17 protein-coding genes are annotated in these 23,345 nt (G+C 52.1%); 7 read left to right on the top strand and 10 right to left on the bottom strand.

Translation table 11 applies throughout. The features are described from left to right. Positions 1-93: 93 nt before the first annotated feature. From AC4IE8_RS12790 to AC4IE8_RS12780, 3 genes are all read right to left on the bottom strand, one after another. Positions 94-2,691, bottom strand: a complete 2,598-nt coding sequence (locus tag AC4IE8_RS12790; RefSeq protein ID WP_490791181.1) for an autotransporter family protein — start codon at positions 2,689-2,691, stop codon at positions 94-96. Between the two features lie 360 nt (positions 2,692-3,051). Then, positions 3,052-4,497 (bottom strand): protein adenylyltransferase SelO, encoded by a 1,446-nt coding sequence (locus AC4IE8_RS12785; protein ID WP_490791180.1) that lies wholly within the window; start codon positions 4,495-4,497, stop codon positions 3,052-3,054. 75 nt (positions 4,498-4,572) lie between these two features. Continuing rightward, entirely contained in the window at positions 4,573-5,238 is a 666-nt protein-coding gene (locus tag AC4IE8_RS12780; protein WP_490791179.1) for a glutathione S-transferase family protein, read from the bottom strand. A gap of 658 nt (positions 5,239-5,896) precedes the next feature. On the opposite strand from AC4IE8_RS12780, the gene AC4IE8_RS12775 reads away from it, so the two are divergent. Then, the gene (locus tag AC4IE8_RS12775) at positions 5,897-7,732 is read left to right on the top strand and encodes a cyclic-di-GMP receptor FimW-related protein (protein ID WP_490791178.1); all 1,836 of its coding nucleotides are present in this window, start codon (positions 5,897-5,899) and stop codon (positions 7,730-7,732) included. A gap of 10 nt (positions 7,733-7,742) precedes the next feature. On the opposite strand, the gene AC4IE8_RS12770 is transcribed toward AC4IE8_RS12775, so the two are convergent. Both AC4IE8_RS12770 and AC4IE8_RS12765 read right to left on the bottom strand, forming a co-directional pair. Then, complete coding sequence (locus AC4IE8_RS12770; protein ID WP_068991201.1) at positions 7,743-8,177, bottom strand: tetratricopeptide repeat protein; 435 nt, start codon at positions 8,175-8,177, stop codon at positions 7,743-7,745. A 34-nt stretch (positions 8,178-8,211) separates the two neighbouring features. After that, positions 8,212-8,673 (bottom strand): PaaI family thioesterase, encoded by a 462-nt coding sequence (locus AC4IE8_RS12765; RefSeq protein ID WP_068991198.1) that lies wholly within the window; start codon positions 8,671-8,673, stop codon positions 8,212-8,214. Between the two features lie 196 nt (positions 8,674-8,869). On the opposite strand from AC4IE8_RS12765, the gene glcF reads away from it, so the two are divergent. Together glcF and AC4IE8_RS12755 are read left to right on the top strand one after the other, a co-directional pair. Continuing rightward, on the top strand, positions 8,870-10,132 hold the full coding sequence (glcF, locus tag AC4IE8_RS12760; RefSeq protein ID WP_068991195.1) for a glycolate oxidase subunit GlcF: 1,263 nt from the start codon (positions 8,870-8,872) through the stop codon (positions 10,130-10,132). Positions 10,133-10,519: 387 nt separating this feature from the next. Continuing rightward, positions 10,520-12,490 (top strand): transglycosylase SLT domain-containing protein, encoded by a 1,971-nt coding sequence (locus tag AC4IE8_RS12755; RefSeq protein WP_068991192.1) that lies wholly within the window; start codon positions 10,520-10,522, stop codon positions 12,488-12,490. Here the strand turns inward: AC4IE8_RS12755 and AC4IE8_RS12750 are convergent. Then, a complete protein-coding gene (locus AC4IE8_RS12750; RefSeq protein WP_068991189.1) occupies positions 12,479-14,893 on the bottom strand; it encodes a nucleotidyl cyclase domain-containing protein in 2,415 nt (804 codons plus the stop codon). The two genes, AC4IE8_RS12755 and AC4IE8_RS12750, sit on opposite strands and share 12 nt — an antisense overlap. Positions 14,894-15,545: 652 nt before the next feature. Next, positions 15,546-15,995, bottom strand: coding sequence for an Rsd/AlgQ family anti-sigma factor (locus AC4IE8_RS12745; RefSeq protein WP_068991186.1), 450 nt, complete (start codon positions 15,993-15,995; stop codon positions 15,546-15,548). Between the two features lie 819 nt (positions 15,996-16,814). Here AC4IE8_RS12745 and AC4IE8_RS12740 point away from each other — a divergent pair. The 4 genes from AC4IE8_RS12740 to AC4IE8_RS12725 all read left to right on the top strand — a co-directional run bounded on the left by AC4IE8_RS12740 (position 16,815) and on the right by AC4IE8_RS12725 (position 19,979). After that, on the top strand, positions 16,815-17,441 hold the full coding sequence (locus AC4IE8_RS12740) for a hypothetical protein (protein ID WP_490791177.1): 627 nt from the start codon (positions 16,815-16,817) through the stop codon (positions 17,439-17,441). Positions 17,442-17,686: 245 nt separating this feature from the next. Then, positions 17,687-18,634 (top strand): complex I NDUFA9 subunit family protein, encoded by a 948-nt coding sequence (locus AC4IE8_RS12735; protein WP_068991178.1) that lies wholly within the window; start codon positions 17,687-17,689, stop codon positions 18,632-18,634. 243 nt (positions 18,635-18,877) lie between these two features. Next, complete coding sequence (locus tag AC4IE8_RS12730) at positions 18,878-19,336, top strand: thioredoxin family protein (RefSeq protein ID WP_068991175.1); 459 nt, start codon at positions 18,878-18,880, stop codon at positions 19,334-19,336. 154 nt (positions 19,337-19,490) lie between these two features. Further along, positions 19,491-19,979 carry a thioredoxin fold domain-containing protein gene (locus AC4IE8_RS12725; RefSeq protein WP_083226041.1) on the top strand — a complete coding sequence of 163 codons (489 nt, stop codon included), beginning with the start codon at positions 19,491-19,493 and terminating at the stop codon, positions 19,977-19,979. Positions 19,980-20,001: 22 nt separating this feature from the next. On the opposite strand, the gene AC4IE8_RS12720 is transcribed toward AC4IE8_RS12725, so the two are convergent. The 3 genes from AC4IE8_RS12720 to AC4IE8_RS12710 all read right to left on the bottom strand — a co-directional run bounded on the left by AC4IE8_RS12720 (position 20,002) and on the right by AC4IE8_RS12710 (position 23,105). Further along, on the bottom strand, positions 20,002-20,649 hold the full coding sequence (locus AC4IE8_RS12720; RefSeq protein WP_068991171.1) for a hypothetical protein: 648 nt from the start codon (positions 20,647-20,649) through the stop codon (positions 20,002-20,004). Further along, positions 20,646-21,194: a sigma-70 family RNA polymerase sigma factor gene (locus tag AC4IE8_RS12715; RefSeq protein ID WP_490791176.1), complete on the bottom strand. Its 549-nt coding sequence runs from the start codon at positions 21,192-21,194 to the stop codon at positions 20,646-20,648. The genes AC4IE8_RS12720 and AC4IE8_RS12715 overlap by 4 nt, the downstream gene beginning before the upstream one ends. Positions 21,195-21,380: 186 nt before the next feature. Then, positions 21,381-23,105 carry a vWA domain-containing protein gene (locus tag AC4IE8_RS12710; RefSeq protein ID WP_490791175.1) on the bottom strand — a complete coding sequence of 575 codons (1,725 nt, stop codon included), beginning with the start codon at positions 23,103-23,105 and terminating at the stop codon, positions 21,381-21,383. Between the last annotated feature and the right edge of the window lie 240 nt (positions 23,106-23,345).

The raw sequence follows: 23,345 nt of genomic DNA, 5'->3' as shown, positions 1-23,345 counted from the left end.
AGGCAGAGAGCATCCGCTCTCTGCCTTTGATCCCCAAACCTCAACTGAATAACAACGACAGGATGGGCCAACCCAACACGGCCGCATCCTGCATCAGAAGTGGTAGGACACACCAACATTGATCACCGGCCAGTAGCGGATGTCATCCAGATCCTCACTGTTGATCCGGTTCTCCTCAACCGCCAGCTCCGACTCCAGTTGGGCTTTCAGCGCCGGGTTGGCATCAGCCAGGGCACTGTCCGCTTCGAGTGAAATCGTCGGGTTGTCGGTAAACAGAATGCCGAAATCGACACTGAAGCTGAACTTGGAGCCCGGCTTTACCGCATTCCCCCAACCGATACCAAGATAGGGGGCCAGATTGCGGCTGTAATCCACCTCTGCCTCCAGGGTGCCCACCTGGTCCGGAGTGAAAGTGGTGCTGCCAATCTCCACGGGCTCGGTGGGTTGAGCGGATGCTGTGATATTGGACTGCAGGGCATAGAGTCCGCCGCTTACTCTGAACCCGCCATTCATCGGGTGCCAATCCAGCAGTGCTCCCCAAGTGAAGACATCCAAGTCTATGTCATACTCGATATCATCGAGCTTCTCTTCCGTGTCATAGGGCATGGTTGCCAGCAGAGTTCGAAAGTTGAGACTCTCTCCGCGCACAGGCAGAGTCAGCGCCAGGCCGGGACCGGTGGTACCGATGAACAGACCCGCCGCAACATGCTGATCCTCACCGGCCTGCACCAGATGGATATCCTCTGCCGGACCGCCAAACGGCATGCGCGCGCCGAGCTGCCAGGTATCCAGGTCCAGATCATCCCTGGCCAGCATGGTGCTGTACCGGACAAAACCTGTGATGCCGTTTTTGAATTGACCGGTGAGTGAGATGCCCGCATTGACATAGCTGTCATCCGGATCCTCATTGGTCAATGTAAAGCTACCCGCTTCCGGTACCAATGCAAATTCCGCTTCGATCTCCGGTGCTTCATTCTTGAAATCCTTGACTAACTCAAGTTCGAACTGCGGCACCAGCACACCAAAGCTGAAGCTGAGTGCGTTACTGGCCCGAACACCGAGCCGACCGGACAGAACATCGGTGGAGGTCTTGTAGATGTTCATATCCAATCCGGCATCGTTGCGCTCCCGGTAAGCATCGATTTCACTATTGCGATACTCTAGCGCGGTATAGCCGTCGATCGTCCAGGCTTGCACGTTGTAGCTGTATCCGGTACCAACCACGGCACTGAAGATATCCGCATCCGTTTCACCCTCGGCCTGGGAGGCAACACCCCCGATATCGATTGAGCGACTGGTATCGATGGATGACTCACCATAACCGAGCAACCAATCCACATACCAATCTTTGGCCGGATAGTAGTTACCGTAGATCGAGAGGTTCCAGCCATTCACATCGACACCGGTATCGCCACCATTTTCACTGGTCTCAGAACGGCTGTAGCCGAGTGCCGTACCCATCACCAGATCGTTGTTGAAGCGGTAGTCGAGACCGGCCAACAACTCCTGATTATCGATTTCGAAGGAGTTCTCCCGGTTGCGCGACTCTCCATCACCGATATTGATCGTTCCGGTAATAAACCCACCCAGACGCTCATTGGCCATGCCATCACCAGCACTTCCGCCCTGTTGCATGCCGGTCAGCAGGCGTCCAAAATTGAGCTGCTGGTCATTGAGGATGGCCTGCAACCCGGCCAGGCTGACACCAGGTACACCACTACGAATCTCCTGCAGACGTCCAGCCACATTCTTGATCTGGTTTGCAGCCACCCCTTTCATCGAGTTCGCCTGGGCGCCCACCTGCCTTAACAGCACCTCTTCCAGTGCACTGTCAAGCTCTGAACCGCTCAATGACGAGAGGGTGCTACAGGTGGTAGCCAAGGCTGCATCGGTCTGTGATCCGCCAGCGGCCGAGTTGGCGTCACAGGCCACCTGCATCACCCTGGCAAGACTGCTCTGTGCCTCATCCGCACCAGCATTGGCAATGGGATCCAGGCTCGGATCGAGGCTTATAGTGACACTGGCCGGTGCACTTACCTCACCACTGTCAGCCACCAGGCGATAGTCGAAACTGACTGAGGTCGGATCACTGATATCCGCTGGAGGCGTATAGAGATAGAGACCGGTAACATCGGTTGTGGAAAGTGTACCTTGACTGGGCTGGGAGAGAATCTCAACACGGAACCCGATACCCGGATGGATGTCGTTCTCCTGGGGAAAAAGATTGATTGCGCCGCCACTGCTGACATAGTGATCGTTGACGGTCTCCAGGGATGAGGTGGAGGAGACGATATTCAAGGTCACCAGGGTGTCATCGCTGGTGCCTCTGATGTCGCTGACACGATAGGTGAAGGTCACAGTGCCGGAGAATCCTGCATTGGGAAACACATTGATCGAGAAGTTGTCATCCGGATCGATCTGCACGGAACCTGCAGCGGAGTTGGAGAGCGTGCTGATCGAGACGATTTCAATCGCATTGATCGCTTCCAGGGTGGAGATCTCCAGACGATCATTCACCGTTACCACGATGGTTTCCGAGCGATCATTGGCATCGATGGTGTAGATGTCCGGCACCCCGGTAGCCGCTTCAAGGCCACTTGAAAAAAGCGTGGCCCCGATCGATACGGCGGCGACGGTAAGCGATGTAAACCCCTGAGAAATGGCAAATGGTTTGTGGCTTTGTTTAATCATGAGCTACCCGTTTATTATTTTGCTGAAGGTCCCTGGGACGCAGCAACGGTAAGGTTGTTAAGGAAACCTCTCTCCAGACAAGAGGCTCTCATAGCGACCATTTTAGTCGACCACGGACGAGACTCCACCATTGAATGCCTAATATTGACCCGGTGACTATGTAGGTTGTGTTCAGGGCTTCAAGCCTGCCTTTGATCAAGGCGTGGCTCGCAGGTAATGGTTGTTCCATTGGCAACAGCCACAACACCGGGCAAAAGCAGGCTTGAAGCGCCAATCATTGTGAGCTTAAAAGAGACGCCAGCACACGCCGCCTGAACACAACCTACTCAGTCGCCGGTTTAATTAGTTACGTGGCCTCGCTCAGGTGCCGCAAAAGGTACGATAACCCAGATCTGCATCGGGCGTAGTCTGCTGATAGAGTGCTGTATTATCTGTCAGGGAGTAGGGTGATCGTAGAACTTCGAGGAACTGTTCCGCAGCACTGGCGTCACCCTGTTGCGTGGAAATCTGAATCACCTGTTCCATCTGCTGATTTCTGGGAATCACCAGAGGATTCATCTGCCGCATGATCGGTTGCGCCTGTTCAAGCTCCCCGTCAGCGCTCAAACGGGCCTGCCACTGCTGATACCAGTCTCCCAAATCCCTGCTCAGCTGCTGTGCCAGAGCTGGAGAAGTGAGACTGCGAGTCAATCGGTCAAAGCTCTCTGTGTAGTCCAGGCGCTTCTGTTGTAGGCGCTGCAACAGCTCCGATATCAGTTTTGCATCTGAGGGGGCTGCTTGGGTGATACCGATTTTGCGCGCCATCATCCGCAGATACCGATGATTAAAAAGATCACCAAACTCTTCCAGTTTGTGGCTGGCGATCTCTACCGCCCGCTTCTCCTCAGGATGGATCAATGGCAGCAGAGTCTCGGCGAAGCGGGCCATATTCCATTGGGTGATCGCAGCTTGGTTGCCAAATGCGTAGCGCCCGGCCCTGTCGATCGAGCTGAACACCGTATCCGGACTGTAAACCCCCATCATCGCACAGGGTCCGTAATCGATGGTTTCACCGGAAATGGTGGTGTTGTCGGTATTCATCACACCATGGATGAAACCAACCCGCAGCCACTCCACCACCAGATCGACCTGTCGCCTGATCACCTGCTCCAGGAGTAGCGCAAAACGCGCCTCTCCCTCGCTCTGCAGTTCCGGATAATGGCGCCCGATGGCAAAGTCAGAGAGCTGTTTCAGCGCCTGGTGATTCTTTTTTGCAGCAAAATATTCAAAACTGCCCACCCGCAGATGACTCGCTGCAATTCGGGTCAATACTGCACCCTGGTTGGGTGTCTCCCGATAGACTGTTTCACCGGTCGTGATTACTGCCAGACTGCGGGTGGTTGGAATGCCCATGGCATGCAGGGCCTCGCCCATGATGAACTCACGGATCGCCGGGCCTAATGCGTAACGTCCATCCCCGCTTCTGGAGTAGGGAGTCGGACCGGATCCCTTCAGTTGAATCTCTTTCAGTTCTCCGCAACAGTCGGTCAACTCACCCAACAGATGGGCTCTGCCATCACCCAGCTGAGCAACAAAGTGACCAAACTGATGGCCGGCATAGGCGAGTGCAATGGGATTGGCGCCGGGTAGCAGCCGGTTGCCGGAAAAAACCTGCGCCAGCGAAGACCCGTCGCTCTCCAGTATCCGCTCCAGTTGCAGCGTTTCAGCGAGGGGGCTGTTCCAAAGAAACAGTTTCGGCTCTCTCACCGGCTCGGGGGGAATGCTCTGATAGAAGGCCCCGCCCAACTCCGTGTAACTATTCGACAACACCATGACTCTAAACTAGCATAGCAAGGAACTGATTTATCCATGCAAGATCAATGGGTTATCTTGCACCAACCATTAATTATCAGAAGCATCCCCAACACAGAGCCAGCTGTTTTTCGACACCAGGAACGCCTTGTATCGATGCGCAAAATCCGTTACCACCGACTGCTGCACGGCGGGACGCTGCAACAGACGCTGTGACCAGCTGCGTACCGGATCCGGCATTTTTACATCAGCCTGCTGATTTAGTTCAGCCAGATGCTGGATGCGCATGAAAAGTGGTGCAATGGCTGCATCGACCAGCGAAAACTCATCCAGATTTGCAAACAATCCTTCATTCAAAGGCTCGGACAGGCGCGCAATATCCTCTTCAAGCAAATGCTTTTTCTCTAAAAACGTATCTTCGTCACTGGCGGTCGCCATGGCATGTTGCGCCATCAGCAGAGTCGATCCAAATTCGATCCAGGATCTATGCTGAGCTCTTCTGAGGGTGTCTGCCGGCTGGAAGCCGGGCGGAAATGACTCATCCAGAAAAGCCAGGATGACTGAGGACTCAAACAGGGTGGCGCCATCAACCAACAACAGTGGTACCTTTCCAGTCGGGGATAGCTTAAGAAACCACTCCGGTGGGTCGTTCAGGTCGATATAGTCAATCTCATGATCGATCTGTTTCTCCCGCAATAGAATCACGGAACGCTGTACAAATGGACAGATTGCAAAGCTGACCAGTTTCAGTTTCATATCACCCACCACATTAATTCATACCATCTGCGCTTCATCGTCTCTCCGGCACCCCTGCTGTCTTGCTCTATACCGCCAGATCTGCAGTTGACCAGTAATCTCCACGCAGGTAAACGATCGGCTACTTGCAGGTGGTACTCGTTGTTCATGAACAGACCGATTACCATTTCATGACATTAGACATAACCTTCTGATTAAACTGAGGAATTTAAGGCACTATTGCAATCCGTCAAAGCTCGGCTTATATTGATAGGATAGCAAGCGAGTTGACAGACATAAACTCTTTATTATCAACAGCTTGAGAAAAGTAATCAGGGAATATACAAGGCATGGAAAGGGCTATACCCAGAGTTTACAGGGTTATTTACAAACGTTTACAAAATCTGTATTTTTCCTATCTATTCAAGATACTGAATGACCTGCTCACGGATGACCTGGGGGCTCAGGTATCCCATCCCGCAGACCTATCCCGTCGGAGAGATCAGCTCGTCAATCCTCAGCAGGTTGTCAGTGGGGGTGTTGTTATCCATGGTCTCCGGTGTCTAACCTGAACAGTTATTACAGAATCGGATCATAGAGTCAGTTCTGTGTATTTGATGGAAAAAGTGACTAATCTAATTTTATATGAGTAACAGTCAATTTCGGTGGCAAAAGTAATATGGCAACCAGCAATCCGATCGGCTTGAGAATTCCGGAGCAATCCTCCCCGTCTGGCGTACCCTTTTATCTGAATGATAAACAGGTCGCAGCTTGGGCGAAGGAGCTGCCAATGGCCAATATCGGTGAAACGTCAAGACAGATCTTCCAATCCCTGCGTGCCTTCAACCGCACCAGTCTGGACGCCGCGCAGCGACTTCGTAGTATTGAGAATTTCCGCGAACCCTTATCCTATGTCGCCTCCAATCTGAACAAACACTATCTCGGCACCCGCTTTCCGCTCAGTGAGAAGTCACACAAGATAGCCAACCTGAATCGTGAGCTCCACAGTGGCATGGCAACCGCCTATAAGGCGGTCATCGTCAACCTGTTGACCCATGCACAAGAGGGTGTGGATCGGGCCCAACTGACTCTGGCTCTCCATCGATGCATCACTTATCTGTCAAAAGTGGTTCTGCTATCGGCCATTGTCTATGACCCCTGCCCCAAACGCACCTGGCAGGAACTCCATGTCTGCCACAGGCTGGCCAGCCGCTATGGTGTCGGTTCAGATCTCATCAGTGATCCCTACGAAGCATCGGAAAAACAGTCGACAATCGATCAGAACTACACCCGCTGTCTGCTATTCTCTCTGGCATCCCCTTACAAAATGCGTCAGGAAGAGAACTTACAGCTCTTCGATACATTGCTGAACTGGAGTCAATACACCAATCTTTACGGTTATGACGACGCCCCGGAAGAGAGCTCCATTACCATCCATCAGGATACCGACATGGCGCCCAGCCATGAGAGCAAAGCGACAAGCATCGCAACCAAATATCTGTTGATTCTTGAGGTTTCCAGGCTGTTGTCGCAAATGCGGGAGCACTTCACCGATGAGCCGGATTCGGAACCAACCCTATCCGGTATCAACGAGCTGGACAAAGGGGTTATCCGCCAGTTGATCATGCTCTGGTCGAAAGCACAGAAACGCGCCTTTGTCCGCACCAAGTTGAACTTTGAGCTGCGCATCGCCGTTGGCCTTCGCTCGGTGCATAAGCTGATCACACTGGGAGATATTCCGGACCCAACACCTGAATCCGAAGTTGAAGATGAGGCCACCTGGATCGATGCTCAATTCGCTCACGGCCAAGATATGCATGTGGAAGCCAGATTCTCACTGCAGCCAATGGATATCGCCTCCTACAATCCCCGTCGGGGTAATTTCGAGGAGTTTGGCCCTAACTCCACGGATATCAGCGAGACCACCAACGAGCCAAATATTGAAATCTGGCAGGATGACAAGGAGCAACAGGTGGACAAGGCGACCTGTCTGTTCACCACGATCAATGAGAGTGCCGGTGGCTATTGCCTCGACTGGCGCGGAAAAGAGATCCCCAAGATCCAGGTTGGCGAACTGATAGGCGTTCAATCTGCCATGTCTGCCGCCCAGTTCGGCGTTGGCATGGTACGCTGGATGCAAAATTCCGATGATGAATCGATGCAGGTCGGGGTGCAGATGATTGCACCTAACGCGATGGCGGTTACGGCCCAACTCTCAGACCAGAACATTGGCCAACAGGAGAAGTGTCTGCTTCTGCCGGAGGTTGGCACATCCGGCCAGCCCACCAGTCTGATCTGCCCTTCATACCCATTCAGTCTGGGTAAGACACTGCTGATCAATGATGGGGAAAATGCCCAGGAGATCAAACTCACCAGATTGCTGGAGTCGAGCGGCTCCATCTCTCAATACCAGTTTGTTCACCTGGATGAAAATGCCGCTTCGAAAATGAAAGAGGATCAGAACGATCTGGATGACGACTCAGATTATGAGAGCCTCTGGTCAACTCTGATCTAGGGCCTGCCGTTCAGAATCCGGCCAGCTTGTACCAGCGCTTGGCCTCTTCAGGATCTTTTTCCACTCCGCGCCCCTCTTCATAGAGCATCGCCAGAGTGGTTTGAGAACCGGCCAGCCCCTGCTCCGCCGCCTTCTTGAACCAGTCAACGGCTCTTTCCAGATTCTGCTCCACACACTCCCCTTCCAGATACATGAAACCCAGCCCATGCTGAGCCATGGCATGACCGGATTCGGCGGCCGCCTTCATGTACTTGTAGGCCATCAGCTCGTTGACAGCGATTCCCAGTCCACCCTGAGACATAATGGCCATGCGGTACTGGGCTTCGACACTACCCTGCTCGGCCAACGGCGAGAGCAGTACGGCGGCACGGGAGAAATTTTTACCTTCAAATGCTGCGATGGCACTGCTCAACTCAAAATCCATATCACTGTTTGAATCAGTCATGTTAACCTTCTCACTGTTTCAGTTTTCTCATACTCTACTGGCCCTGGCTAGCTGGTCGGATAGCCACCCTGTTGTTTACCCAGGCGACTAGCTCGCCATCCGTATCGTAGATACCAAACTCAAAAGCCGGCGTACTTCGATTTCTCTCAGCCAGCTCATGGGCAATTTGTTTCGACGTCCGATCCGGAAAATCAAAGCGTAACTCCAGATCACTCAGCCCGGGGCGGCGGAAATCCACACCCAACTCCTTGGTCCATACATCATAGTCCGGAAACCGATGATTGCAGGCCAAGGCCGGTACTGGATCAGCCAATGCGGCAATACTACCACCAAACATACTGCCACCAGGATTCCTGGTAGCGTGGTTCAGCGGTAGAAGCAGGCGTACTTGAGCCCAATCCTCACTGATCGACAATAGCTTCACCCCAAGGCTCTGAAAGGGGGGAAAGCGTTCCAAATCGTCGGCCAGTATCAGCTTGTTGTCACTGTCGGACATACCCTGCCTCAATCCCTGTGCCTGTTAGGGCCTGTTAACACGAATCCAATACGCCCTGTTGTGCCTGAAAAAGTTATACCACCGGCAAGCTCCACAACTCCCTTCGGGATCTTATGGAATATCTTGGTTTTCCATCGAAAACACATCACAATACTCGGACCTCATAAGGTGCTGAGTGAGTAACCCGCCGAAGATTATGCAGACTCAATTAACCTCCGACATTCTATCATCTGAACAGGGCCAGGAAGCGGAAACCATTCTGCGCAACTGTGTGCATTGTGGATTCTGCACCGCAACCTGTCCGACCTATCAGCTGCTCGGCAGTGAACTGGACAGCCCCCGTGGTCGAATCTATCAGGTGAAACAGTTGCTTGAGGGGGCCAGCCCCAGTGCTGCGGTACAGCGGCATCTCGATCGCTGCCTGTTGTGCCGCGCCTGTGAAACCACCTGTCCATCCGGGGTTGATTACAGTCGGCTGCTTGAAATCGGACGACAACACCTGCATCAGCGGCAATCCCGCACACTACCCGATAGATCCATTAGATGGCTACTGCGCAAAGTGATTCCTCGCAGCGATCTGTTTGCCACCCTGCTGAATCTAGGCAGACTGTTCAAACCTCTGATGCCATCAACCCTGAGCCGTCTGATTCCAAAAAAAGTGTCGATCGATGACAGCGATTGGCCGCCAGTGCGGCACCAGCGGAAAATGCTCATTCTGGATGGCTGTGTTCAACCAGCCCTGGCACCGAATATCAACCTGGCAACCGCCCAGGTACTGGACCGGCTCGGCATCTCACTGATCACCACCCCCAAAGCCGGCTGCTGCGGCGCTGTCGAACACCATCTGGATGATCATGAAGCGTCACGCCAGGCCGCCAGACGCAACATTGACCAGTGGTTGCCCTTGCTCCAGGATCAAGCCGAAGCCCTGGTCATCACGGCCAGCGGTTGTACTCAGATGGTGAAGGAGTACGACAGGTTACTGGCTGACGATGCGCAATATGCCGACAAGGCCAGGCAGCTTGTCAGCCGCTGCAAGGACATCGCTGAAATCATCCAACAGGAAGATATCGAATTCCTGAGTCAGCCGATGAGAAGCCTCCCAAAGATCGCCTTTCACGCCTCCTGTACCCTGCAGCATGGGCAGCAGATCAGCGGGGTGGTAGAGACGATTCTGAGCCGAATAGGCTATCAACTGACCCCGGTTGCTGAAGCCCATCTCTGCTGCGGTTCAGCAGGCACCTACTCGATCCTGCAACCGGAACTGTCAAATCAACTGGGTGAGCGTAAAACCGAGGCGCTGATGAAGGGGCAACCGGAACTGATCGCAACTGCCAATATCGGTTGCCTGAGCCATATCAGTAAAACCGCACCGGGCAGCACACCGGTTGTGCATTGGATCGAGCTGCTCTCTCCCAGCCGCTTACAAGCACCAACTGAAAAATCAGCAAGCCGGTAACCCGATTTTACAGTCTGGTTATCAGCCACAGCGAACAGGAATGGGATCCCCTGCTGCAACTCTGATCCTCTATTTTTGATTATTCCTTAACAATGTCTAATTACACCAATCGCAAACCGAGTTAAAGCTGATATGCGACCGGCCGATAAAACACTTATCACACATCGTTCCTGCCAGTTTCATCGCAGGACAAATTTTTTACAATTTAGGCATTAAAAGTCGTACTTTTTCAGCTTATACTCGCCTACAAATATTGTGTAAGCCTTTGCGTTGGGCCGATCCTGATTCAGGATTCATAAAAACAACAAAATACCGACGCAGTTAACTGGGGTGATCTGATATCAACAGAACATCCCGTTGGTTGAATACCTGCAACGGATGACCTAAATGACCATGACATCTGTGTTCGCCAAATCGCTCTTCATCGGATTGCTGATCAGTCTGCTGCCTATGACTACTCTGGCAGTCGAGGTGAATCTGAGTGAAGAAAAACTGGCGTTACAAAGGGAAAGCTTCCTGGCAGCTGAGAGAGCACTCTCAAAAGGCGATCTGACAACCTACCAGGCCTTAAGAGATGCGCTGATTGGCTACCCGCTCCTGGTCTATCTGGATTACCAGGAGACGGTGAAACATATCGACCAGCAATCGGTTCAAAGCATCAGCAACAGACTCTCTCGCCTCGAAGGGACACCACTGCAGAGCATGCTCAACAATCAGTGGCTCAGGTTTCTGTCGAAACACAATCTTTGGCAGACCTATCTGCAATTCTCCAAGCCCGGAGGCAGTGTCAGACAGCAGTGTCGCAGACTCCAGGCGATGCTAAAAACCGGACAGACTGAACAGGCCTACTCCGAGGTTCCCGGATTGTGGCTCAATGGCCGATCCCAGCCCAAGGTATGCGATCCGGTATTCAAAAGCTGGATCGATGCAGGTCACCTCACTGAACAGCAGGTTTGGCAACGATTCAATATGGCGATGTCCCAGCGCCAGACCAGGTTGGCCAACTATCTGAAACGCTACCTGAGTAAACCGGAGCAGCAGATCGCAGACCTCTGGCTCAAGCTCTATCGCCAACCCCGTAAAGTTGCGATGCTGTATGGCATCGATCACCCGATGAAGGACGAGATGGCCATCCAGGTCATCCGCAAACTGGCCTGGCGCGATGTGGAAGCAGCTTTCGGGGCATGGGAAAAACTCCAGCCCATGGGAATATTCTCAGACAAACAGCATCAAAAGGCGATCTATGCCTTGGCCGGTGGACTGGCGAGAGAGCCAGACAAGCAGCTTACTCAGCGTTTCAACCAACTCCTGCCGGAACAGCTGAAACTGGATAGCAGAGTTTCGGAGAAAGCACTACAGGCCGCACTCCAGATCAATGACTGGGTTTGGGTGCTGCAGCTCGTGGAATCCCTCTCTGCAACGGAAAAACAGCAGGCCCAATGGCAATACTGGCATGCCCGTGCACTGACCAAACTGGATCGGGAAAATGAGGCAAGAGCAATTCTCAAGCACCTTTCCCAGGAGCGCAGCTACTATGGCTTCATGGCGGCCAATCAATTGGGAGTACCGCCGAAACTGGAGCATATCGCGCTGCAGTCAGATCAGACGATCACAGCCGTGATGGCCCTAAACCCAGGCCTGCAAAGAGCCCGTGAACTGCATATCCTGAAACGCCCCATGTCGGCCCGCAGGGAGTGGAACCTGGCACTGAAGAAGGCCCCACCGGATGAGTTGAAGGCGGCGGCGCACCTGGCGCAAAAATGGAACTGGCCGTCCCAAAGTATCATCACCCTGGCGAAGCTGCGCCACTGGAATGATCTGGAGCTGCGCTTCCCCCTGGCACACCAGGAGACCATCACCGGGCAGGCTCGGGGACATGGTATCGATCGAGCCTGGGTCTATGCCATATTGCGTCAGGAGAGCGCATTTATCAGTGATGCAAGATCCTCAGCTGGCGCAAGGGGCCTGATGCAGCTGATGCCGAAAACCGCCAAGCAGGTCGCCAAGGAGCTGAAACATTCGCCGCTCAAACTTGACGATCTGTTTCGGCCGGAAGTGAATATCAGGCTGGGTACCGGGTATCTGAATAAGATCTACCGACAGTTGCAGGAGAATCCGGTATTGGCGACAGCGGCCTATAATGCAGGCCCACATCGGGTGAAAAGCTGGCTACCAGAGCAAACTCAGGCCACCGATATCTGGATTGAGACAATCCCTTTCCACGAGACCAGAGAGTATCTGAAGCGGGTACTGGCCTATACCGTGATCTATAACTACCGTCTCGGTGAGCAGTCCAAAGTGGTGCCTAAAAAGTGGCTGACCCCGATCGAGGCCAGAAACAGGACTTCAGGAGTCTGATTCAAGGCTGAGAGGAATAACCTCCTCTGTCTGCTGACCTTCCATCTGATTTGGTGCGCGTTTTGCGTTGAGGCGTTTTTTAACCTTACCAATCAGTTCTGGATCGGTCACCACTTCATAGAAGCTGGCGTCGGCTTGACCCACACTGGGCATATCATCCTCACGCTGCCAGGTCTTGATTACAGCCTCTCTGATAACCAGCCAGTGAGCACTGCCCCTGCGGTCGACAAATCGGCCTACATGGTAGGTATCCCCTTCGCCGGAACGACTATGTACTTTCATCTTGTGCAGTACCATTTCCGATCTGAGCTTTTTGAATGCAGGCGGAGCCAACTCAATTCCGTTGACATTGAAACGCAGTCGTCTGGCACCTTTTCTCTCAGTACCGGCATCATCGGAAAAGACCTCGACACGATGACGTTGGCTTTTGCGCCAACTGGTGTCATAACGTAACTCAGAGGAACAGGACGACAATCTATCTGCTTCGTTGATGGCCGGTGAAATCATGATTTTGCGCTGCTCATCATTCAGATAGGCCGGCGCCTCACTACTGAACGCGATGCCCAGACCCAACTCCAGCTTCGGCAGATTGTGTGCTTTGTTCTGATTGTTTTGCGCTTCCATGACCAGCAGTATCTTTCTCGCCAGACCGCAGGCATTGGCGACCGTCATCCCCTGAGTGGTCATAGCGCCCGTCTCTAAGACACTGAGGATCAGAGCATCCCCCTCAACAAACACCTTCTTGGCGCCAAAGCGATTCAGCAACTTGGTGATCGGTCCAAAAAAGTTCATACTGAAATGGGTGGCTGGATTGAGCCGTTTCTCTACCAGTTGGCTGGTGATTTCAGTAGAACCTCTGACATCCGCTTTAAGAATTGCATGCGCTTTAATCTTGCCTTCCTGTGCATCACCGTCCTGACTGAGACGAAACTCATAGAGACTGCCGTTATCCCGCGACAACTGAATGCTCTCGCTGTCCTGCAGAATATTCAATTGGCTCATCTGTTGATAGGTATAGTAGGCCAGTTTCAGGTCCCTACGAAAGGTTAGAAAATCCTTCAGGTAGCGTATCGCGTAGCCCTGTTGCTTGATTGCCGGCATGCGGCGGATATACCCATGCACCACGTCAAGTGCCTTGACAACCGATGCACCTTTGTCGGCTGTTGATGAGAGCTTTTTCAGTAGCGTTCTTTTCGGAAGCGCATCCACCAGGTAGTGATAAATATCCCGATTTGAGATCAAACCGTTAAATTGCCGATAGAGTTTTTCAGTACGATAGGCCGCAATCGCACGACGCGTCAGTCCGGATCGGTCAAACTGTTTAAGCAGGTTCGACTTCAACTGTTGCTGTACTTTGTTGTACTCGGAATTATCCCAAAGCCCTTTGTCCTGTTTCACCGGAGCACGGGAAAACCATCCACTCCTGGCGTCGCCACTCTGCTTAAGCAGCATCTCCATATTTCTCGGATCATCCAACCAACTGACATAAATCTCTTTGAACTCTTCTGCAGAGAGATTGCGTTCCAGCAATCGTTGACCCTCAAGAAAATCTGAAAACCCGCTATGACGCTCTCGCTGGGTGATTTGAAACTGAGTCGTATCGCCCGATTTCGGGTTATCGGCTTCAGACGCTTGAGGCTTTGCCCATTCTGGAAGATAGTCGCTGTAGGTTGTGGTGATATAGCGATTGGCCAGATCAAAGTAGTTGCCGCCTTCCCGGTCGACACAAAGCAACGGATAGTGATTTAGCAGATACTCTTCGCTGGTAAGGTCCGGAAGATGCAGTAACGGATTGAACAAAATTCGTTTGGAAACCACCCAGGAGCTACCTACAACGGATTTACGCATTTTGCGCAGCTCCTTCGATTCAAGGCGCTGTACGATCTTGAACAGTCGACTCAAGGTACGGTAACGAATCCCTGGTTCGAGGCGGGCGAGACCGACAATCCGATCATGCATCTCCATGGCTCGGCCACTGTGCAGATCGGCAGCGGATTCGACGTCCTGCTGTAACTGTCCCCGCAGCTTCGATAGCGCACTCTGCGGTGCATCCAACATCAACTTGATTAGCACCAGATGCAGCAATTGCAGCAGTTCCTTGACTGCCGCATTCGCATGAATCTGTTCCAGCGCACCTTGCAGAACATTGCGATAGTTTGATTTAAAACTCTCGATATCCGCACCGGACGAGAATTGTCCGGTATGGGCCCAACCATGTTTAGCCAGATCTTCGTGGACAATCTTCTCAACCAATGATAACAACGAGCTACGGAATTGATGACTGATCGCCACATCGATACGGCGATTATCGATGCCGATTTGAAACTGCTCCAGACTGACCTGCCATGAGGGACAGCGTCGTAGCGGCGCAAGAAATTCTCCAACATTCGGTTGAACGCCCAAGGTAATACAAATCCTCAATGTATTGGTGGATTGACGGTCTGGTGGATCAGCCCAAAAAGCATTTGCCGATATGAACTTCGTATCCAACCAGGCTAGGGCCTGTTAACACTAATCCAATATACCCTGCTGGGACTGTTTTTGTGCCCAGCAAGGCAGAATGAGCGTGGTGTAGTGATTCTACATGAGCGAATGATAACGCCGCTGGGTGCAAAAACAGACCCAGCCCTTCGGGTTGCGCCTGAAAAAGCGCCACTCGGCGTTGCTCGTCACTCATTTGGAACAACCAAACTACGCTCCTCGCGCCTTGATTGGCGCTTTTTCAGGCACAACAGGGCATATTGGATTAGTGTTAACAGGCCCTAGAGTAAAACTATCATGAAACTCAGCAAGTTACATAGAGTGAGTCTAGATGAAGAGGTTAATTAATTAAATATTACAAAATGAGATTTATTCACATCGGAACAGAAATGTGAACAGCGTTTTAATATTACAACGATCAATTATTGTTCCGACTACCTGCTTTGCAGGCAGCTCAATAGCTTACGGGGAGTAATCAGATGGATGAGTGGCAGTTCTGTGATGTCATTTATCCCAAGTAGGGCATCACTTTTTGTACAAGCAATGGGTTACACCAAGGCTTGGCCAATCCGGACTATCGATCAAGCATGGTTGCCAGAAGCTGATCTTCCAGTTCGATACGCACAGCCAGCTCTTCACCAAGTTGACAAAGATCTTCCGATAAATGGTCCAGCTGTAACTCATGGTCAGACAGATCATAGCGGTCATTGAAACTGACTGCGACTTCACTCGCCCTGACAAACTCCGGATAGATTTTTTCGGCGACCTGCAGGACGCCGCTGCGTCGCTCATTGCCGTTACTCACATAACCGAAGACTTCAAAGTGGCCAAATGCGGTATAGTCGATCAGTACCTGACAAAAGGTCTGTAACTGCTGATCCAATGAAGCAGACCGATGGTATGGCTCCAGACCGGCCACTTCACAAAATAAGACCAACATCTCTTGTCGCTCTTTCAAGAGCTTGTCAATCAAATCTCGAGTGACGGTTCTGCGCTCTTCTGCTGCTCCCCCTTGAGAACTCATCAAAAGCCTCCGTAACGGCATAGTATTTTGGGCAATCTCAAACTGGCCAGATCAAAATGCAGCCACCGGCCAGAGTGAACATTCGATTGCGAAGCGCATCCTGTATCGAGGATGACACTTCACACAAAACCAAAACCCGTAGAAATCGTCTAAAAGACAGGAACAGGCTCTGAAAGAAATTACAATATCACAACAATCGTCATTAATGTATGTCGCGAACTGTAAAGTATAATCCGATGATATCATGCATTTTTGCAGTGTGGCGACCGTTATTAGGTCAAGTTAACGCCAATCCAACAGACCCAGCTGCATCATCGCTCGCTCATCCGGCCGGGCTTCACCGCACCCATCCCACCTGACTGGACATTAAACGACCCCAGCGGGATCGATTGGATTGGTGTTAATACCCCCAAGTCCATAACCTGGCCGATGGATTGCAATTATCTATCCGCAGCCATAGTATGTTCAGAGTGTGGCTTGCTCATCAGTATGAAACGATTGGCGTGACAAGATTGTGCTGCAATCGGACTGAACTGATGCGAAGCTTCATACAGGCGCTTGTTCAGCGAGTTACAATCCAGCGAAACCTATCGATTTCATCGCGGAATATCGGAATCTCAAAAAATGCCCTCCATCACCATCAAGCTGGATCTTGTTTAAGGAATCTGCGAACAAGTCATGGACCATCATCCTGTTGAAAAAAAAGTGTGTTTGTTGCCTGTAAATCTTGACATAAACGGGCAATCTCATGGCTTGTACAACGCCAAACGTTCCAATTTGAAACGCAAAAAGTGTGCTATGGGTTGGCTGAGGAACAGCTTGATCTGGTTGATCCTGCTGCTTCCGATGGGCCTATCCCAAAGCCATGCGGGAAGTTCAGCAGCAAGCATCATGAGCAGCGCCATGCTCACCATGATGGACACCATGGGTGATCTGGCTCATCGCTATAAACGGGGAGACGACTGGCATAGCGATAACTACCGGGTCAACCCGAATCCCTACTCCTACTGGGCCTCACCAACCTATCCGGAGTACTATCCACCGACACAACCTCCCGGGCCTTACCCCATGCCTCCCCATTACACAACCGAGCCTCGCTCTGAAGTCGATGGCATCTGGATTGGTCAAGGTGGAGAGATCGTACTGGTGATGTATGGCTATTTTCGGGTCTATGCCGACACTGAGACATACCGTGACGGGCGTTACCAGATCGATGGGGATCTTTTACACATGCACGACCTGGAGAATGGTATGAGCCAGACCTACCAGTATGCACTCGATAGCGGCCGCATGATCATGCGTAACCGGGAAGGTGTATTGCTGCTGTTCAAACAGCTGCCTATCCCGATTCCCCCGCAAACCCTGATCCCGCCCCCCCAACCACAAATCGAACCACCCAGTGATACGGATCTGCTCGAAGAGCCCGACAATCTTCCGGAAAAGTAACCTGTCAGGCAACAATCCGGACAATCAAAACGATCCAGGCAATCAAATAGTTTGATTTCTACCGGGTTGATTGGCCGTCTGGGTATTGCCATCTTCGTCAATCTGGTTAATATTTCGCAGCCAAGCACAGGTTGTCTTGCCTAGCCTGTCAAACTATTCACAACTCTGTAAGAGCCTTTCCAGGCACAGATAAAGAGACCAGGCTCTGATTATCAACCCGCTATTCCGATATCAAGGAACAGACTATGAATCGAATTTGTATACTTGGTGGTAGTGGATTTGTCGGTCACCGACTGGTATCGGTATTGAGTAAGCGGGGTTACCCATGCCGCTTGCTATCCCGCCATCCACAACGCCATGCCGGATTGAAAGTCTACCCAGGTGTGGAACTGGTTAAAGTCACTCAATTTGACTCACCCAGCCTGCAGCAACACTTTGCCGGTTGTCAGTGCATAATCAATCTTATAGGCATCCTCAACGAGACAAACAAAGCCAGTTTCATGGATACTCATGTGGCACTGGTGGATCAGATCGTTGAGGCTGCGATCAAAAGCGGAGCGACCCGGCTGCTGCATATGAGTGCACTCCACGCCGATGCAGGCAAGGGTTCCAGTGAATATCTACGTAGTAAGGGAGAGGGTGAAAATCGCGCTCATACCCATGGTGGCTCAGCGCTGACTGTAACCAGCTTTCGACCGTCTGTGATCTTTGGCCCGGGAGACGGACTTTTCAACCGCTTTGCCTCTCTGTTGAGCCTTTCTCCCGGAATATTTCCACTCGCCTCCCCTGACAGTCGTTTCGCCCCTGTCTATGTAGGTGATGTAGCGGAAGCCTTTGCCCGCGCACTTGAGGACTCATCGACGGCCGGGGCCCACTATGACCTGTGTGGTCCGGAGGTCTACAGCTTGAAAGAGTTGGTCCGGTATTGCGCCAGACAGCTGGGGCTCCGCCGTTTGATTATACCGCTCAATCCCAGCCTCTCGCGCCTGCAGGCCAGGCTGCTTGGCCTGCTACCTGGCAAGCCCTTTACCATGGACAACTACCTCTCACTGCAGACAGACAGTGTCTGCAAAAACAACGGCCTCCTTACCTTGGGCATCTCGCCCCAATCCATCCAGAGTCATGTTCCTCGCTACCTGGCCGACCAGGGCTACCGAAAGCGCTTCGACCGTTACCGGCAAGTCGTTGAGTGAATCAGGGCTGACAGCCGGGCCTGACTAAAACGGCTCAGGGATTCCTGCGGATACCTGCACAAGTTTTACCACGATGCTCATCAGCTATAGCATACTGCTATCTTTTTAACACCGATACTTCAATAAAAGTGAAATGTTTCACATACGGAATCAATACTGAGTATATATAAACCGTATATATTGCAATATTAGAAAATTTGTATATACTACCTTTCCAAGTCATCAATCATGTAGTAAATTCTGATGATAAAGAAGTTATTGATCTCGATGTTTCTTCTCTTCGGCAGCGGTCTGAGTGTTGCCGAATCCCTCAACTCCACTATCAATTGGGCGGATACCTCAGCCCTGGCCCGACAAAACCATACGGTTATCATGGTGGTGTTCGAATCCGAGGATTGCGGCTATTGCGTCCGCTTGAAGCAGGAAGTTCTCAAACCCTTTTCGGATTCAACCGAGCAAAATCCACCGGTGATCAAAGAGATTGATATCTATGCCGGTGGAAAAATCACCGACTTCAACGGTGATCTGATTCGCAGCCGTCAATTCAAGGATCGCTACCAGGTGTTTGCGGTACCGACTCTGCTGATTCTGGATCCGGATGGAAATCTGCTCGCCGACCCGATTGTTGGTTATAATTCCCAGGAAGAGTACGAGAGGCTGTTGCAGGACTCTCTGCTGGTATCCTACGAAGCCCTCGACTGACCGGGCGAATCAACAGGCGCTTTGCTGCATCGGGGATTCCTGAAGCCCAAGCTTGTTGATCATCTGTGAGGACGCCGCACGCCTGTCTGTACACGGCGGCTGAAAGCGATATACTGATTTTCCCGCCCTATACGCCATAGCAATCATTCAATCCATGCCAATCCGATCCAAGTTGCCTCTTTCGATCACGCTCATACTCTGTTTGTTGCTCCTTAGCCCGGCGTTTGCGGATCAAAGCGCCATTCCACAGGTCCACGATTTTCAAAGACTCGCAATAGAGGCCAACCAGAAAAAGCTACCCATTGTATTACTGATCTCACAATACCATTGCGGGTATTGTGACCGGATGAAAGAGGAGGTGCTCTACCCGATGAGCATCAGCGGAGACTTTGAACAGACAGCCCTGGTGAGAGAGCTGTTGATCGATGAGGGTGAAATGGTCAACGACTTCCAGGGTAACCGTGTCGCCGCCTCGGCTTTTTCGCAACGATACAGCGTGTTTGTCACCCCTACCCTACTGTTTCTCGACAGCCGCGGAGAAGAGGCGGCAGAGCGGATACTCGGCATCAACACCATGGATTATCTGCTGTTTTATATTCTCAATGCTGCGGAAACCGCCGCCGAAAAGCTCACTGACATCTGACGGTGCCAGCCACACCCCAGAGCTATTGAGCGGATTGCCAGCTCTGCAGGGATTTCGGCAACGGATAGTCAGGATAGGTCACCATAAAAGCATCCAGTGATCGCCTGGCTGCCTGATCCTGACCGGCTTCGATCAGCGCTTCAATCTCGGTCAGCCAGAGTTGCGGCGTCCTGTGGGCTTTCTCAGAATCAATCGACTGCAAGATTGTCTCTGGCGCTTCTTGCAGCTGTTTTCTTTCAGCTGCGCCTTCCCGGGCTTTTGCCCTGGCGCGTTGCTCCATCAGGGGGGGTCTAGTCAACTCGGCCTGAGGAACCGGCTCAGACCGTTTTTGCAGCTCAATTGCACTGCTGGCTGGTGCTTGAGCGGGTATTTGTAAGGTTTGATCACTTTCAAAGCGCGATTCAGCCTGCGGTGCCGGGGCTGGTAGACGCGGTGGTTGATCGTAAATGTCATTGCGCAGATCGATCAACGGCAACGACAAACCGATCCCAAGCAACAGCAGAGCGGCTGATGAGAGCGGTACTATCCAGCGGTTGCGATGCTTTGCTGTCGCTTTGCGTGCCTGGTTCAAAACAGCCTGATCAAGTGCTTCACTTGGCGCTTCATGCCGACCGGCATGATAGAGTCTGTTGAGCCCCGAATCCTCCGGGAGCTTGTCTGATTCGCTCACAAGCACTCCTCCAGCCGTTGGCGTAACTGTTTCAGGGCATATCGCATTCTACTTTTTACCGTCTCTCGACCCGTATCAATCATTGCCGCAATCTGTACCAGTGTTAAACCCGCCTCCTCTTTCAGCAGAAACACCTCCCGCTGCTCAATCGGGAGTTGACCGATATGACGTTTCATGCGTTCACTGCACTCCTCATCCTGCATCTGCTCTTCCACAGACTTACCCGGCTGGACCGGCTCATGCAACTCTCCCTGATCGGTGACCAAGGTGAGATGTGCACGACGATGTCGATCGATGATCAGGTTACGGGCAATACGAAACGCATAGGCCTTGAATGAACCGCCATCAAACGGTTTAGCGGCAGAGATGATTCTCGACCAGACATCCTGATAGAGCTCATCCGCATCCCCCGTGCAGTGGGTGCTGCGTAACAAAAACAGATAAAGCGTTTGACGATAGCGCTGATAAAGGGTTTCGAATGCTCTGTCATCCCCGTTGCAGAACAGTCGAAACAGCGCTTCATCACTCTGCTCCTTGTCACTCATGCCTTTGAGACCTTATTCATGGGATTTTAAAACTAAAATATAGTCCGCCGATGAACCCTAACCGATGCAAATCCTTTACTGCCTTGTTTCAACGATATGGAATTCGCCACTGAGCAGGAGCAGATCATATCAGCCGAAAGCAAATTTGTGATCATTAGCGTTCATTTGCGGACGCAACTCAAACATTCACTCGTTCAGGCTCAGAGGTGCTGCAAGTGAACCCGCCAATCTGACCAATCGGATAAACTCACCGCGATAGCCAAACCGATCCTCACCCCGGGCCGAATTGGCCAACGCCACTGCATCATCAAAATCGAAAGCTTCGGTATAGCGCCCACCCCTGAGCAGTTGGGCGAAGCCGGCAACCGCAGCACTGAAGCGATAGGCTTCACTGGTAGTCGACAGTTGCTCTCGATCGGATAAAAAAATCGGCTGGGTGATCAATTGTGACCGGTGTTGATCGGGCTGTTTGTAGCGCAGCCTTAAAAAGGCGAGTTCCCCCGCCTTCTCATGACTTTCGGCAGGGGTCGAATGGTAACGTCGTGGTGAGAGACGCTGCCCATCACTGTCATGCAACGCAATCTCATACAGAGCTGTCACGTTATGTCCGGCACCAATATCTCCTGCATCAACCTTATCGTTATTGAAATCCTCAGCAGCCAATAAGCGGTTCTCATATCCGATCAGGCGATATTCAGCCACCAGTGCCGGATTCCATTCAACCTCGATCTTCACATCCTTGGCAATGGTTTCAAGGGTCGCACTCAGCTCCTCCACCAGAACTTTTCTGGCCTCGTTGATGTTGTCGATGTAGGCGTAGTTGCCATTGCCTTTATCTGCCAGCTGCTCCATCAGATGGTCGTTGTAGTTACCCTGCCCAAAGCCCAATGTGGTCAATGAGATGCCCCGTTGGCGTTGCTGTTCGATCATCTCCACAAGGCGCCTGTGATCCACCGTACCGACATTGAAGTCTCCATCGGTCGCCAGAATCACCCGGTTGATGCCACCCTCGATGCGGGCCTGATCCGCCATCTCATAAGCGAGTTTGATACCGGCCGAGCCATGGGTCGAGCCACCCGCCTCCAACTGCGCCAGGGCTGAGACGATTTTGCCCCGCTGATCCCCGGCCGTCGGCTCCAACACCACACCGGATGCACCGGCATAGACCACCAGACTGACCCGGTCTTCCGCGGTGAGCTGGTTAAGCAGAAGTTTGAAGGCGGATTTGAGCAATGGGAGTTTGTTTTGATCACTCATCGAACCGGAGACATCGACCAGAAACACCAGATTGGCGGCCGGTCGCAGATCGGCGGCCGTGGCGATACCCTGAATACCGATATGGACCAGACGGGTATCCCTGTTCCAGGGAGTTGCTCCCACTTCGGTAGTCAGGCTGAAAGGGTGCTCTGCCGAATGAGGAGCGGGATAGTGATAGTTGAAATAGTTGATCAGCTCTTCCGCTCGCACCAGGTCTCTGGGCGGCATCCTCCCCTGATTGAGAAACCGCCTGACCAATGCATAGGCACCACTATCCACGTCGACACTGAAGGTGGAGACAGGCCTATCGGCCACCGAATGAATCCCATTTTCATCCAGTTCACCATAGCGTTCCCGGTCAACTTCGGCGGTTGGCCTGTGCCGCTGCGGCAGGGCTGCGATTTTTGCCTTGGAGTAAGCCTGTCCGGTGAGAGATAACCGGGCCGGGGCCTGTGTCGCCATCTCGGCTTGATCCTGATGCATGGATTGAACAGGTGCCGGACTCTGTACCGCTTCATTTAACGTCTGCTGATGCCGCTTCGCAGAGGCATCGGTAACCCGATCCCTTTCCGCCTCCGGTGCCGAACCACAGGCCGCCAGCAGCCCGCTCAATATGGCGGCAGAGAGAGTTAGGCTCAATTGTCGTAATTTCATTGTTTGCTCCCAAACGAGTTGTGTTTCATTAGGGCTAACGCAGAGAAGTCGACAGTGGGGTTAAATTAATTTAAAAAACACGAATGGGTCTTTTTTCAGTCCGTAAATGGATAATCTTTGATTACTTTTTGCCAGGGCGGTCAAGACGAATTCAATTGACCCTAAAAGGCTGATCAGAAAAAAATAACCAATCAGTGAGATGCTGACACAGAATGTGCCCGGAACATCCGGTAAAAAACA

It is taken from the genome of Candidatus Thiodiazotropha sp. AKAK2 (genome assembly GCF_058244685.1).
Note: the sequence above shows the minus strand (reverse complement) of the source record. Positions and strands in the feature narration are given on the sequence as shown.